The 15192-nt window shown below is 44.0% G+C and carries 8 protein-coding genes; 3 read left to right on the plus strand and 5 right to left on the minus strand.

Annotated features, from left to right (window positions below; all coding sequences use genetic code 11):
• Positions 1-223 precede the first annotated feature (223 nt).
• The 5 genes from murD to RRG12_RS39820 form a co-directional block, all read right to left on the minus strand.
• Complete coding sequence (murD, locus tag RRG12_RS39800; protein ID WP_420762995.1) at positions 224-1777, minus strand: UDP-N-acetylmuramoyl-L-alanine--D-glutamate ligase; 1554 nt, start codon at positions 1775-1777, stop codon at positions 224-226.
• Between the two features lie 82 nt (positions 1778-1859).
• Complete coding sequence (gene glyS, locus RRG12_RS39805) at positions 1860-4013, minus strand: glycine--tRNA ligase subunit beta (RefSeq protein WP_420762996.1); 2154 nt, start codon at positions 4011-4013, stop codon at positions 1860-1862.
• Positions 4014-4059: 46 nt separating this feature from the next.
• Positions 4060-4218 carry a hypothetical protein gene (locus RRG12_RS39810; RefSeq protein ID WP_420762997.1) on the minus strand — a complete coding sequence of 53 codons (159 nt, stop codon included), beginning with the start codon at positions 4216-4218 and terminating at the stop codon, positions 4060-4062.
• 18 nt (positions 4219-4236) lie between these two features.
• Positions 4237-5379: a hypothetical protein gene (locus RRG12_RS39815; RefSeq protein ID WP_420763001.1), complete on the minus strand. Its 1143-nt coding sequence runs from the start codon at positions 5377-5379 to the stop codon at positions 4237-4239.
• A 620-nt stretch (positions 5380-5999) separates the two neighbouring features.
• Positions 6000-6503 (minus strand): hypothetical protein, encoded by a 504-nt coding sequence (locus RRG12_RS39820; protein ID WP_069072774.1) that lies wholly within the window; start codon positions 6501-6503, stop codon positions 6000-6002.
• Positions 6504-7591: 1088 nt separating this feature from the next.
• On the opposite strand from RRG12_RS39820, the gene RRG12_RS39825 reads away from it, so the two are divergent.
• The 3 genes from RRG12_RS39825 to RRG12_RS39835 form a co-directional block, all read left to right on the plus strand.
• Positions 7592-8260 (plus strand): phosphoribosyltransferase, encoded by a 669-nt coding sequence (locus RRG12_RS39825; RefSeq protein ID WP_420762998.1) that lies wholly within the window; start codon positions 7592-7594, stop codon positions 8258-8260.
• A 161-nt stretch (positions 8261-8421) separates the two neighbouring features.
• Positions 8422-10827, plus strand: coding sequence for a glycoside hydrolase family 31 protein (locus RRG12_RS39830; protein ID WP_420762999.1), 2406 nt, complete (start codon positions 8422-8424; stop codon positions 10825-10827).
• Positions 10828-11098: 271 nt separating this feature from the next.
• The coding region (locus RRG12_RS39835; protein WP_420763000.1) for a PAS domain S-box protein at positions 11099-15192 on the plus strand (4094 nt) is incomplete at its 3' end.

Genomic DNA, 15192 nt, shown 5'->3' on the forward strand with positions numbered 1-15192 from the left:
AATTCTGACGCTGTTTCACTGGCCATCGCTCCATCTTCATATCAATCAGTAGATGAGTTAAAGTCTTTACTCGATAAAGCTTTGCTGCATCTAATACCAATTCAATTAATGATTGCAACACATCCTTGGGTAAAGACGCGATGAATCGCGTCTCTACAAATAGTCTATTTGTCGCATTCTTTTTTCAAATTGGTATTACTACGAACTTGTTGAAAAACAATGCTTATCGACTTTGAACTATGGACTCTTGATTAGAGTTGTCAAACTCTGGATGTTCTACTCTGGGAGGTTTCCAGCTTTCCGTCCAAGCGAGGCATAACTGACGGAAGCGATCGCCCCGCACCTCAAAATTCGGGTATTGGTCAAAACTCGCGCAAGCCGGAGATAGCAACACCACAGATGCTTGATATTCCTTAGCTAATTCTGCTGCTCTCGGAACTGCCCTTTCCATAGTTTCCACTATATGATATGTATGATACCCTACCTCTTGGAGACGTTTGGCAAATGCGGGTGCAGCAGAGCCAATCAATAACACAGCAGCAGCTTGGGAGTGAATTTTTGCTAGCCAGCCAGTATCATCACCTGCTTTCGCTTCTCCACCAGCAATTAAAATCGCTGGACTTTGTACAGATGCTAAACCAACTTCGGCAGCATCGTAGTTAGTGGCTTTGCTGTCGTTAATGAAATCAATACCTTCCCAAGTGCAGATATGTTCCAAACGATGGGCAACACCAGGGAATTCCCGAATCGCAAGTGCGATCGCATCACGATTAATTCCCGCTAATCTTGCCGTTGCTACTGCCATCAAGAGATTTTGCTGGTTATGTTCTCCCACCATCCGCAAAGTAGATACTTTTACAATTGGTTCTGGTGCAGAGGTTGCAGTTAATTTTTCCACAACCCAGCCGTCCTCAATGTAAAAGCCTTTTTCGCTAATTAGAAAATCTTTTCCTTTGACACTTGTCCAATAGGCATCAGGCCAAGCACTTAAACCTAGCTGGCTCAAGTAGGCATCATCGCCATTGAATACTTGCAACTCGGACTGACGTAATAACTTGGCTTTGATGTTGTAATAGTTCTCTAAAGTCTGATGGCGACTAAGATGATCAGGTGTGAAAGTCGTCCAAACACCAATACGGGGAGCAAGAGAGACGGAAGATTCTATTTGATAGCTGCTAACTTCCGCAATCACCCAATCAATACAATTTTGGATTTTAGGTCGCACCTTTGGTGCGCTTCCAGCGCAACTTGGATTTTGGATTTGAGTTTCCCCACCTCTTTCCCTATCCCCCTGCTCCCTGTCCCCTGTCCCCTGTCCCCTCGAAGATAAGGCAACATCACAAGCGGCGTAGCCAATATTACCGCAGGCAGGTGCATTTAAACCCGCTGCTTGGAAAATGGCAGCAATTAAAGCTGTGGTAGTAGTTTTACCGTTAGTACCTGTAATTCCTACCCAAGGTAGCGATTGCAAATTTCGCCAAGCGAGTTCCATTTCGCCAATGGTTTCAATACCTAATTGGCGTGCCTTAATTAATACGGGAATATCCCAAGGCACGCCAGGACTAACAACTATTAATTGGGGTAAATTAGCACCATTCAATTCTAGGGATTGGCCTAGTTTCACGGTTATTTGCTCGGCAGCGAGTTCTTGTTGTTGTTGCAGGAGGGCTTCGGAGGTATTGCCATCACTTAGCTCCACCTCCCAACCTTCCCGTTTCAACAATCTCGCCGCAGCAACACCGGACTTTCCCAATCCAATTACAGTAGCTCTAGGCATAGATTGCAGCAGAGTCCCTGGTTAAGCACTCCCTATAGTAGCGCTTCTTGGCAAAAATTACACAAGTTTTTGTTGACCTACGCTACAGATTTTTGACGATCGCACCAAAGTCAGCTAAAACACGGGCATGATTGCGAACTAATCCGAGTAGATGTAACCGATTACGCTTGACTTCTGGATCGGAATCCATAACTAAAACGCTATCTGGGCCATCAAAAAAGTTACTAACTGCTGGAGCAATTTTTGCTAGTGCTGCTACTAACAGTTGATAATTTCGTGCCTGCTGTGCTGCTTGAGTTTCCGGTACTGATTCGATTAAGGCTTTATACAAAGCGTCTTCTGAGGGCTTTTGGAATAATTCTGGACGAACTGCCGTTGCTGGTTCTAGCTGTTTTGTATCCAAATCACCTTGAGCGGCTAATCGTGTGGAACGGTTAACTGTTTCGTAGATGTTATCTAAAGTACTATCGTTACGGATTTGTTGTAAGTACAAGGCGCGATCGCGTACATCCAATAAATCCTTTAACGTCCGTTCTGTATATTCTGGGTCATTTTCTCCCAAAACTGCATTTACTAAATCGTAATCAATCTGCTTTTCTTCTTGCAGCAAGGTGCGGATGCGTTGCAAGAAAAACTCTTGTAATGCTGTGGTTAATGATGCCTGATCTTTGTGGTATTTTGCTGCAAAATCTGTTGCTATTTGTGCCAATAAATTATTTAAATTTATCGGCAGATTATAAAACCAAGTAATTTTAACTACAGCATTAGCAGCCCGACGCAAGGCGAAGGGATCGGAGGAACCAGTGGGAATTAAACCTAAACCAAAGATACTTACCAAGGTATCTAATCTATCTGCCAAACCGACAATTTGACCTGTGAGTGTTTCGGGTAAATTGTCACCGGCTCCCGTTGGCAAATAATGTTGATAAATTGCCTTTGCTACTTCCGCATCTTCACCACTGGCTAAGGCATATTTTTCTCCCATGATCCCCTGTAATTCCGGGAATTCATACACCATTTGTGTAACCAAATCTGCTTTACATAATAAAGCAGCACGTTGGATTTTTTGGCTTTGATTTTCCGCTAATTCTAATTGGGTGCTTATTTGCTCGGCAATCTTCACTACTCTATCTATCTTGGTACGCACCGAACCCAATTCTTCTTGGAAAGTGACTTTTTCTAACTGGGGTAAAAAGCTTTCTATTGGTTTGGTTAAATCAGCTTCGTAGAAAAATCTGCCATCAGCTAATCTGGCACGAATTACTCTTTCATTCCCGACGGCGACAATATCTGATTTTTTGGGATCAGCATTAGAAATGGTGATGAAATTGGGTAATAATTCTTGCTGAGAACTATCTGGTTTGAATACAGGAAAATAACGCTGGTGAGTAACCATCACTTCAGTAATTACTTCAGTTGGTAATTCCAAAAATTCTGGTTCAAATTTCCCGACAACTGCGGAAGGATATTCTACAAGGTTGGTTACTTCTGCTAACAAATCGGGGTAAATGACTGTATAACCGCCTAAATTCTCTGCTACTGCTTTTACTTGTTCTTTGATCAGATTTGACCGTTCTTCTGGGTCAACGGTGACATAAGCAGACTTGAGGTCGGTAACATAATCGGTAGCTTGGGCAATTGTCACAGGTTCAGGATGTAAAACCCGATGACCTTGAGAAATGCGATCGCTCTGAATCGTTTTAGAACCGTTCACTAATTCTAGAGGTAGCACCGTTTCATCTAACAAAGCTACCAACCAACGAATTGGTCGGGAAAACCTCGCATCCCCGTCACCCCAACGCATCAATCGTTTACCTTCCAAACCCCAAATCCACTGGGGAACAAGTTCTGTCAAAATTTCCGCGACAGAACGACCAAGAATTCTTTTTTGCACAAAGACAAATTCCCCTTTGTCAGTGGGGCGAACAGACAGCGCATCTAATTCCACACCTTGCTTTTTAGCAAAACCGGCGGCGGCGGCTGTCGGTTGACCATCTTTAAAGGCAGCTTGGGCGGGGGGCCCTTTAATTTCTTCTTCTCGGTCTGGTTGCTGGGATGGTAGACCTTTAATCACTACCGCCAGACGCCGAGGAGTACCATACACCTGGACACTTTCGCCCTTGATGCTGTTTGCTTCCAAACTTTGAGGAATGCGCTCTCGCCACTGTATTAAGGCATCACTGAGAAAGCTTGCAGGTAATTCTTCTGTACCAACTTCTAATAGAAACGCAGGCATAGGTCACTGTTTTCAACTTTGCGTAGCTCAACTTTATCAGTTATTCTCAGGCGATCGCTCCTAACTTTTTTGAAAGCGGCGGGAAACTCCATCCCCTTGTGGGTGCAGAGGGACAGCCGCCCCGCCGCTTCGGGCATTGGGCATTGGTAACTTCTTCCCCATGCCCCATGCCCTGTTCCCCATGCCCAAAAACTCCATCCCGCAAGTGGCGTGGAGTTTTTTATTATTGTGCGCTGGCTACGATCTGATTCCAAGCTTTGACTGCTGTCTGTAAATTCTTTGGCAGGTTATTTTGAGAAATATCGTTATACTGAACCGTACCCTGTTGACTGGTGAGAGTGTAGGTAATATAGTCAGCAGAACCGCTGGGGGCTGGATAACTAAGATTCTGGAATTTACTAAACTGGGAACGTTCTAGCGATCGCACAAATTGTTGCACCTGTTGCACAGAAACGCGGCGGACACTACGTTCAGAATCATTGGCATCACCAATACGCACCCTAATCAATAACCCATCTTTGAGTAAAACAGTCTCGTAGGTTCTGCCAGTAATCCCACCACTGGAAATTTGCCGAAATACTATATCTCGATCTAACGGTGGTGGTAACTCGCTGACTGGAATTTTTACAGGGGCTAGTGTATTTTCATTAGCGTTTTGATTCAGTCTGAGTGCGGAACCTGTTTCATTGGTGTGATAAACCAAGGTTTGATCAACTGCACCGACAACCACCCGCCAGCCTTGTACTAAAGCTTGGGTACAGAATTCATCAGCATTAGCTAATTCTAAACAGCTATCTCTCCAAGTTTGCTGTTGAGCCTGAATAATGGTTAGCTGAGAAATTGGCTTTTGCAAACGTCTGGATGCAGCCCGCAAAACAGTATTTTTTACAGATGTGGGTAATTTAACTGGTAGATTTTCTGAGGGGGTATTTGCCGAAGCTAAACGTAGCGATCGCCCATTATTATTAGTATGATAAATCCAGTTTTTTTTGCCATTAGATACCACAATCCGCCAACCCGGAACTAACGCTTGGGTACAGATTTCATCAGGTTGAGGTAGTTCCAAGCAACCATTGCGCCAAGTCTGTTGATTATAGTTAATAATTTGCAGTTGGCTGGTGAAAATTCCCTCTCTACGGGCTAAATCTCGCAGTACCGCATTAGCTACTGGACGTGGCAAACGGTTGGGTTTAACATTGTCTTTGAGAACTTCATTGCTTGTTTCTAGTGATAAGTTCAAAGAAGCACCCGTAGCATCTTTAATAAGTGTTAAAGTGCTAGCAACAGACAAAATACCCGTCAAAACCAAAGCAGTTAAAATTCGCCCTTGATTGGTGTTAAAGTAGTTTTTCAGCATGGATTTCATAGTCATATAGAAATGTTATTCAAGAGTTATATAACTCAAAAATAGTATCCAGTCATTAATAGACAATAAAATATACAATTCCAGAACTTCACTAGTTGGAATTAGTTTGATATTTGTCTTCTGAAACAGATATAAACAAAGACGCTGATATAGTGATTGTTTGTTCCTTATACAAATTTTGTATGAAGATGAACTCAATCAAAACGCTGTGCTGATACCAATCTAATGTGAAGTTGCACATATCTGGATCCAATTCTATGCAGCTTCATAAAGAATTGGTATGAGTCATTAGTCATTAGTCCAAGAGAAACCAGTCCACTCTATAACATGGTTTGAATTAGTCCTATAAAACAATACAGTTCAGATAAGCCCAAAACACTTGTAGAGACGGCGATTCATCGCGTCTTCAAAGACAAATTATCTATACCAGTAACCTTAACTGAACCGTATTGTCCTATAAAAGACAAAGTTTTTCTGCCCACAAAGGACAGGGTATTCAACAATGACCAATGACCACTCAATAAAAGTAATTTTATAAGAGAATACGACAGAACTTTAGCTGAGGTTTTGCTCGGCTCAATTTAAGATATACAATATTTTAAAAATAATCTCAGGCAATATTAAGCGCTGATGGCTTGTTGTTCAGATTCAACTAACTGATTGTTAGGTATATCAAATCTAATAGTACTAGCTGCCCAGTCTTTGAAATCGGGTGCTAGCCAGACTAGCTTGCACAGAATTTCATCATTGACCCATAACACCAAGGGAAATCGAAACTGTTTCCGAAACTCATCTCGCATGATATTAGTGCTGATGATTAGTTGATTAATTGCCACTACAGATTCTAAACCCCGTACCATCAAAGCTTCGGGTTGAGTTGCACCAATTTCAGTGGTAATAGCTGTATAAAGTTTGTCAGCCGCAGGTGAGAGCAAAATTTCGTGGATATCTGCTGATGAAAATTCTGTTAACAAATTTAGTACTTGCTGCTGCCTTTGAACACAGTTACAACAAGCTAGTAACAGTGAAAACTCTCCGCCAGAAACCATCATTGCCCTTGCCAGCCTCTTAGTGGCGGCGATGCTGCTAACTGTACTGTTTTCTGAATTACTTAAACTGATCATTAAAAAATCCTGCTTTTGATTTTAAAAATAGTTGAGCAATATTCAGTTATTCTACCCTATTAATTTTTATTCAAAAGTGTTAGGCGGGTAACTTAGATGAGTTTTTCTCTGTAATACTAAGCATTAGATGATGAATAAGTATATGGTGTATTATCTCATATTTACAATTAAGGGGTAATGTAAAGCTAGTATTAATATAATGTAAGTACAAGGGGGTAGGCGAAGAATTAACAATTGAATTATTACTGTATTCTCATAGATTTTCGCATAAGCCAGTAATTAAGTAATTATTTCTTAAGATAGAGTTTAAAAAAATACTCAGTAAAAGTTTAACAGCAAAGATTGGGAAGTGGGAGAAAACTTAATTAATAGTAGTTTTCAATAAGAAAGGCAGAGGGCAGGATAGCGCAGCGTTAGCGAGTCCGCGAGCGTCGGCAGGAGGCAGGAGGAATACTACCTCCTGTCCTTTGCCGCGACCGGAGGGAGCAAGGGTTTGAGTCCCCCACTGAATCAGAGATTTCAGTGGCACTTATTTAGTGGGGGTTTGAATCCCCACCAAATTCTTCCCTTCTGCCTCCTGCCTTCTCCCGACGCTCGCGGACTCGCTAACGCTGCGCTATCCTGCTTTCTGCCTCCTGCCTCCTTCCTTCTTCAACCTTCGCCGGTGCGCGTAGCAAGCTTTAAGAGTCGGTATACGGGTGACGCTCATTCTAATGCAATGGATTCGCTTCAGCGCTAACACGAATTGTCTACGTCTACAGTGTTCACCGCGTCACCGTGTCGTATCAAAAAGCCACCTTGGGACGCCTATTGACTGTGGATTCGTGAAATTGTGTCAGCCAAAGATGCAAAAATCTTTGTCCATTAAAGGTAACTCATTCGTTTGATAGAACTATAGATCGAAGATGTCGCTCCGTTAGTCAGAGGACACGGAATATTTCGCTTTCTATGATCAGTTCATGAACATCTGACCATAACGAAAAGTTGGGAATTTGATCCATTGTTTGAGGTGGATAACTAAGGAAAAATACGTGTAAATATTTATGTAAATATTTAATTTTTTGAAAACTAATTAGGGATGTCACACCATGCTATTCAAAGATCGGAGGTTTGCGGGTCAAGTTTTGGCTAGGGAGTTAGCGGCTTATGCTAACCGCCCAGATGTCCTGATATTGGGGCTACCCAGGGGTGGCGTACCCGTTGCTTTTGAAGTTGCCAAAGTACTAAATGCTCCCTTAGATATTTTGGTGGTACGTAAATTGGGTGTACCTGATCAAGAAGAACTAGCTATGGGAGCGATCGCATCTGGTGGTGTGCGGATAATTAATCAATATATTATTAATCTGGTGAAGATATCCGACGAAGTAATTGCCAGAGTTGCAGTGCAAGAAGAACGGGAGTTAGAACGACGAGAACGGCTTTATCGCGGAAATCGCCCCTTTCCAGACTTACAGGGACGCACAGTCATCTTGGTAGATGATGGTTTAGCCACAGGTGCAACTATGTGGGCTGCTATTGTGGCTGTGCGAAAACAGCAACCAGCTCAGATTGTGATTGCTGTGCCTGTGGCCGCACCTGAAACTTGCCAAGAGTTGGAAGCGGAGGTAGACGAAATCGTTTGCGTCTCGACACCTAGCCCTTTCCACAGCGTTGGTCTTTGGTACAAAGACTTTCCCCAAACTACTGATGAAGAAGTCCGCGACTTACTCGCAAAAGCAACAAAGAACGGTGAAGAATATCTCTCGGCATCTAGATAAGCTTTGATGTTTGGGAATACAAACTTATGCATTACAAAAACCACCCTTGCTCAAAAATATCTACTAATTTTGCACCCAACTTCTAGCGAAAGAAAGAGTTTGAGGCTAGGTATGTCTGTAATCATGAATGCGGACAAGTGTTAACCCGCTGAATAACTGATATGCCGCAATATTTCGGAAAACTACCCACTACGAATCAACCTTGGACAACAGTTAGCAATGTAAAAGCTGTAACCTGGGACAATAATATTATTAATTTTGACTGTGGCAACTCACGCCTTACCCTCAGCGTACTTGCTCCCAACTTAATCCGCGTGCGTTTCGCACCAAGCGGGGAATTTATACCTCGCCGTTCTTGGGCTGTGACGGTAGATGATGCAGAATGGGCGACAACGCCTTTTGCAGTACAGGAAACTGAAACAACGGTAGAAATTGAAACATCACAGATTCGTGTGTGCGTCCAGCGGGAAAAATGTCGCATCGCCTGTTTCGACAAAGCTAATCGTCCCTTTGCCCAAGATGCAGATATGGGGATGGGTTGGCGGATGGGTGCAGTTGCAGGGTGGAAGGAAATTGCAGCCGACGAACATTTCTATGGCTTTGGTGAACGCACAGGCTGGCTGGATAAACTCAGCGAGGTAAAAACCAACTGGACAACGGATGCTTTAGATTATGATGCACTTACTGATGAAATGTACCAAGCAATTCCATTTTTTATGGCTTTGCGGCCGCAGGTAAGCTATGGCATCTTTTTTAATACCACTTTTTGGAGTCAGTTCGATATCGGTGCTGAACAACCAGGTATTTGGAAAATGGAGACTCGTGGCGGTGAATTGGATTATTACATTATCTATGGCCCCGAACCAGCCCAAATCCTGAAGACTTACACTCAGCTAACTGGAAGAATGCCGTTACCGCCGAAATGGGCGCTAGGTTATCATCAATGCCGCTGGAGTTACGAATCAGAAAACGTTGTGCGGGAATTAGCAAAGGAATTTCGCCAACGTTGCATTCCCTGCGATGTTATTCATTTAGATATTGACTATATGCGGGGCTATCGGGTGTTTACTTGGAGTCCTCAACGCTTCCCAAACCCGGCAAAACTCATTAGTGATTTAGCAAAGGATGGTTTTAAAACAGTCACAATCATTGATCCTGGTGTGAAGTATGAACCAGAAGCAAATTATGATGTTTTTGATCAAGGAATAGAAAAGGACTATTTTGTACGTAAAGCTGATGGTGCGTTGTTCCACGGCTATGTTTGGCCTGAGAAAGCTGTTTTTCCTGACTTTTTACGTCCTGATGTGTCTAACTGGTGGGCTGATTTACACAAAAGCCTAACTGATATTGGGGTGGCAGGAATTTGGAATGATATGAATGAACCTGCCATAAACGATCGCCCTTTCGGCGATGATGGTGAAAAGATTTGGTTTCCGCTAGATGCACCACAGGGGAGCAGGGGAGCAGGGGAGCAGGGGAGCAGGGGGGCAGAGGAGAATTTTCAATCCAAAATCCAAAATCCAAAATCCAAAATTGATGTGACTCATACAGAAGTGCATAACTTGTATGGGTTGATGATGGCTAAAGCTTGTTATGAAGGATTGCAACGGCATCGAGGTTCAGAGCGATCGTTTGTGTTAACGCGATCGGGTTATGCTGGTGTGCAACGCTGGTCTTCTGTGTGGATGGGAGATAATCAATCGTTGTGGGAGCATTTAGAAATGTCTCTGCCGATGCTTTGCAACATGGGACTTTCGGGTGTAGCGTTTGTGGGTTGCGATATTGGTGGATTTGCTGGTAACGCCACAGCTGAATTATTCGCTCGGTGGATGCAGGTGGGAATGCTTTATCCATTGATGCGCGGCCACTCGGCAATGTCTACTGCTCGTCATGAACCTTGGGTATTTGGCGATCGCGTTGAAAATATCTGTCGAGAATACATTAACTTACGTTATCAACTACTTCCCTACATCTACACTCTTTTTTGGGAAGCGGTAACAACAGGCGCACCGATTTTAAGACCATTATTGTACCACTTCCCCAACGATCCGAAAACTTACACTCTCTACGATCAAGTATTGCTAGGTGCATCGCTGATGGCTGCACCAATTTACCGCCCTGGAGTTGAGCATCGGTCTGTCTACTTACCTGCTGGCACTTGGTATGATTGGTGGAGTGGCGATCGCTACGAAGGCCCGATTCACATTCTTGCTCATGCACCACTGGAAAGAATGCCACTGTATGTCCGTGGTGGTGCGATCGTTCCCATGCAACCTGTCAGGCAATACGTTGATCAAGCTCCACTCGACGAGATCCGATTACGGATTTGGCCTGGTAATAATGAATATCAGCTATTTGAAGATGATGGGTACACGAACAAGTATCAAAACAAAAAGTTTTTACTGACAAATATAAGGGTATTTACTGAACCCAATCAAATAGTAGTAGAAATTGAAGCGAGAGAGGGGGAATGGACACCTCCACCGCGTGAAGTGATTGTAGAAGTTGTTGGTGTTGGAGAGCAACGTTTCCAAGACGATGGTCAGCGACATACTCTGCAATTTTGAAATGGGGAATGGGGAATGGGGACTGGGGACTGGGGACTGGGTACTGGGGATTGGTTACTGGGAGGGAATATTAGTAAGACTTGGTTGGGGTTCCCAATTCCCAATGCCCAATGCCCAATGCCCATACTCTAAATTATCCAAGAAAAAATATGCATATGGGTAGATGAAAAGTAAGTCAATAGGTAGCCTAAAATACAAAGGTTATAAAGGACTAACCTGTAAGAAATACTGAAATTTACTACGCTAGATAGATGCGGTTAGAGAACACTCAATGTTAAACGTTAACCGCTTGCGGCTGCAAGATATCTTGAAAATCCCTGGCAATTCACTTGTGGCCAAAGTCGCAAGTGCAATCCCCATTTTGGTTGGCAGTTTAGTACTAGTTGGCTGGTGGCTTGGCATTGAAGTTCTTAAGCGCGGCTTTCCCGGTAGTCCTGCCACAATGAAAGTCAACACAGCACTGTGTTTTGTACTGTGTGGTCTGTCGCTGTGGTTATTTTTAAAAGCAGAGGAGCAAGGAAGCAGCAAAGAAAGAATAATTCAAAATTACCCCCACAATTCCACAGCCCGCAATGCCAAAGGGGGTTCGTTGAACCGACTCACTCTGCTAATTTCTAGGGTCTGTGCAATAGCTGTCACCACAATTGCTGTCCTCACACTCTGTGAATACGTGTTTGTCTGGAATCTTGGCATTGATGAACTGGTGTTCCGTGATTCGCCAACTAGCATAGCGACATCGCATCCGGGGCGAATGGGGGTGAATACAGCACTGAACTTTATGCTGGTTAGCGTAGGCGTACAGATTCTAATTCATCCAAAAACCCAGCGCAGTTATTGGTATGCCCAGATTCTTGCTCTGGTAGCTACTTTAATTTCCTTTCAGGCGCTCATGGGCTATGCCTACAAGGTGCAAGTTCTTTATGGACTTGCCCCTTATACAACATCAATGGCCTTACACACAGCAGTATTGTTCATTTTACTAAGTATAGGCATTCTATGGGCGCGGGCAGAACAGGGGTTCATGAGGGTAGTTACAGGTGATACTTATGGCGGCTTACTTGCACGTCGTTTATTAGTTGCCGCGATCGCAGTACCTTTTATACTGGGGTGGTTAATTGTTGAAGGTCAAAGGGCAGAAAAGTATGGCCCGGCTTTTGCAGTGTCGCTATTTGCCATTATTCTAATTGTAATTTTTACTATTTTGGTTTGGCAAAGTGCGTCGGTTATTGAACGCCTCAGCCATCAACGCGACCTTGCCCAAGAAGTAGTGAGAACCTACGAAGCTAAACTGGGGAGTTTCGTAGATTCTAACGTCATCGGGATTCTGTTTGGCGATGTGTACGGTGGTATCCACAAGGCAAACGACGAATATCTGAGGATGATTGGTTACACGCGGGAGGATTTGTTAGCAGGTAGGGTAAGTTGGAGCAATCTCACAGCACCAGAGTATCGATACTTAGATGAGCGGGGTGTCGCCGAAGCACAAGGAAATGCCAATGCTGCTTGTACGCCTTACGAGAAAGAATATATTCGCAAGGATGGTAGCCGCATCCCGGTTTTAGTTGGTTACGTGCTGCTAGGAGAAAACCGGGAAGAGTCAGTAGCATTTATCCTCGACTTAAGCGATCGCAAGCAAGCAGAAGCAGAGCAACAAAAATTAGTATCGCTGGTAGAAAATAGCTCTGACTTTATTGGTATAACCACCCTTGAGGGTCAATTACTTTACATCAACGATGCAGGTCAAAAGCTGGTAGGGCTTGCCAGTCTTGACGAGGCGAGGCAAAAAGCAGTATTCGATTACGTTATGCCTAAAGACAAAGCCTATCTTCAAGAACATATTCTGCCGACTGTGCTATTACAAGGGCGCTGGCAGGGTGAATTCGGCTTCCGGCATCTCCAGACAGGTCAACCAATACCAGTTGATTACAACATCTTCACTGTTACAGACAAGAATACAGGCCAGCCAATTGCCCTAGCAACTGTGACTCGCAACATCAGCGAGCAAAAACTGGCCCAGGAACAAATATTACAACTAAATAGGGATCTACAGCGCCGCATTACTGAGTTACAAACTTTGTTAGATGTAATCCCCATTGGAATTGGCATTGCCGAAGATCCAGAATGCCAAAATATCAGGGGAAATCCTGCTTTTGCCAAACAATTGGGGATATCACCAAGTACAAATGCCTCCCTCAGTGCTCCCAGTGACGAAAGACCGACAAGCTTTAAAGTCTACCGAGAAGGAAGAGAATTGTCGGCAGAGGAACTCCCGATGCAGTACTCTGCTGCTCATGGTGTCGAAGTTGTGGATTTTGAAATCGATGTAATCCACGAAAATGGAAAACTTGTCAAGCTGTTGGAGTACGTTGCACCCCTGTTTGACGAAGATGGTAAAACCAGAGGATGTATCGGTGCATTTTTGGATATTACGGAGCGCAAACAGGCAGAGGAAATACTTCTAAATCAGCACAAATGGCTAGAGAATGTGTTAAATCTGATGCCAAGACCGTTGCTGTTTATCGAACCGGGAACGGCGCGGGTAACTTTTGCCAATCGCTCTGCTGACGAATTAGCTGGGGGCGAATTTCCCAAAGGTGTACCAGCGGCAGAGTATCACACAGTTTATCACTATACGGATGCCGCTGGCGATCGCATCCCCAATGAGCAAATGCCAGGAGTGCGGGTTGCCCTTGGCGAACGTCTAGATGGTTTAGAGATAGACTGGCATACTCCCACTGGTGTCCGCTCTCTACTGATATTTGCGGATACTCTACCAGCAATGCACGGCCATCCAGCTACCTGTATCTTGGTGTTCCAGGATATCAGCAACCTCAAGGAGGCACAAAAAGCGCTCTCATTAGGTTACAAAAGGCTAAAGCTACTATTCGACACAGCTAACGATTTACTATCGAGTCAGCAACCAGTAGTACTAATCGATAGCGTCTACCGAAAACTCGCAGACCAAATTGGTTTAGATGTTTACTTTAACTATTTGGTTGAGGATAACTCTCAGGTAATACGGTTGGGATCTTACAGTGGCATTTCCCCAGAACTGGCAATGGAAATTGAGTCGTTGGCTTATGGTGAAGCGGTTTGCGGTACTGTAGCCCAGGAGCGTTGTGCAATAGCTCTAGAGAATGTCCAACAATCAACTGACCCGAAAACAGAATTGATTCGTTCTTTAGGCATTACTGCTTATTATAGTTATCCATTGATTGCCCAAGGACGGTTGCTGGGTACTCTTTCTTTTGGCAGCCGCACTCGGTTAAGCTTCACCGAAAATCAAAAGGGGATGATGCAAGCAGTATGCGACCAAATAGCGATCGCAATGGAACGGGCTAGTTTAATTGCTTCTTTGCAACTACAAACTGAGCAGTTGCAAGAGGCTAACCGCATGAAGGATGAGTTTCTGGGGATATTGTCTCACGAGTTGCGATCGCCTCTCAACGCTATCCTTGGCTGGGCGCAATTACTACAACGAAGCAAGCTCAATGAAACCCAAATGGCTAGGGCTACGGAGACAATTGAGCGCAATGCCAAAGCACAAACTCAGCTAATTGAAGACTTGCTGGATATATCGCGGATGATTAGAGGTAAGTTACGCCTCAATGTTCGTACTTGTAATTTGGTTTCCATGATTGAGTCGAGCCTAGAGACTGTTAGTCTAGCCGCCCAATCAAAGGAAATCGATTTGAGATTTTCCCTGATTCCCTCAAAAGAAACGCCAAATTCAGATTGCGGATTAGGAATCAATGGCGAAAATCTCGAATCAAGAGAAGTACAATCCCAAAGCAATCAACACTCAGAAAACGGCAAGCTTGCCGAAAATCCTCAATTTCTAGTTTCTGGGGATTTCGAGCGCTTACAGCAAATCATCTGGAATCTGCTATCCAATGCCATCAAATTCACACCCACAGGAGGGCGGGTAGAGGTGCAATTGTCGGTGGTAAATGGCCCAGAAAAACCAGATAAAACAGATAAAAAACTAGTTTTTGGGCATGGCGAATGGGGCATGGGGCATGGGGAAGAAGCTACCAATGCCCAATGCCCAATGCCCCAAGCGGCGGCGGGAGCAACCTCAAACAGCCACAAGGGGATAGAGTTTCCCGTCGCTTTCAATAAATATGCTCAAATTCAGGTGATTGATACAGGTATTGGTATTAATCCTGACTTTCTTCCTTACGTCTTTGATCGTTTTTGTCAAGCTGATAGTTCTAGCACTAGAAGCTATGGTGGATTAGGACTAGGATTAGCGATCGTCCGTCATTTAGTCGAATTACATGGCGGTACTGTCCACGCAGATAGTCCGGGTAAAGAGCAAGGAGCGACGTTTACAGTCAAACTACCACTTCTAAAGAGTTCCCC

Source organism: Nostoc sp. CALU 546 (assembly GCF_048836525.1).

Coding starts and splice junctions, on each gene's coding strand:
- glyS (WP_420762996.1), bottom strand. CDS start 4,013: ATGCCTGCGTTTCTATTAGAAGTTGGTACAGAAGAATTACCTGCAAGC.
- RRG12_RS39830 (WP_420762999.1), top strand. CDS start 8,422: ATGCCGCAATATTTCGGAAAACTACCCACTACGAATCAACCTTGGACA.
- murD (WP_420762995.1), bottom strand. CDS start 1,777: ATGCCTAGAGCTACTGTAATTGGATTGGGAAAGTCCGGTGTTGCTGCG.
- RRG12_RS39820 (WP_069072774.1), bottom strand. CDS start 6,503: ATGATCAGTTTAAGTAATTCAGAAAACAGTACAGTTAGCAGCATCGCC.
- RRG12_RS39815 (WP_420763001.1), bottom strand. CDS start 5,379: ATGAAATCCATGCTGAAAAACTACTTTAACACCAATCAAGGGCGAATT.
- RRG12_RS39825 (WP_420762998.1), top strand. CDS start 7,592: ATGCTATTCAAAGATCGGAGGTTTGCGGGTCAAGTTTTGGCTAGGGAG.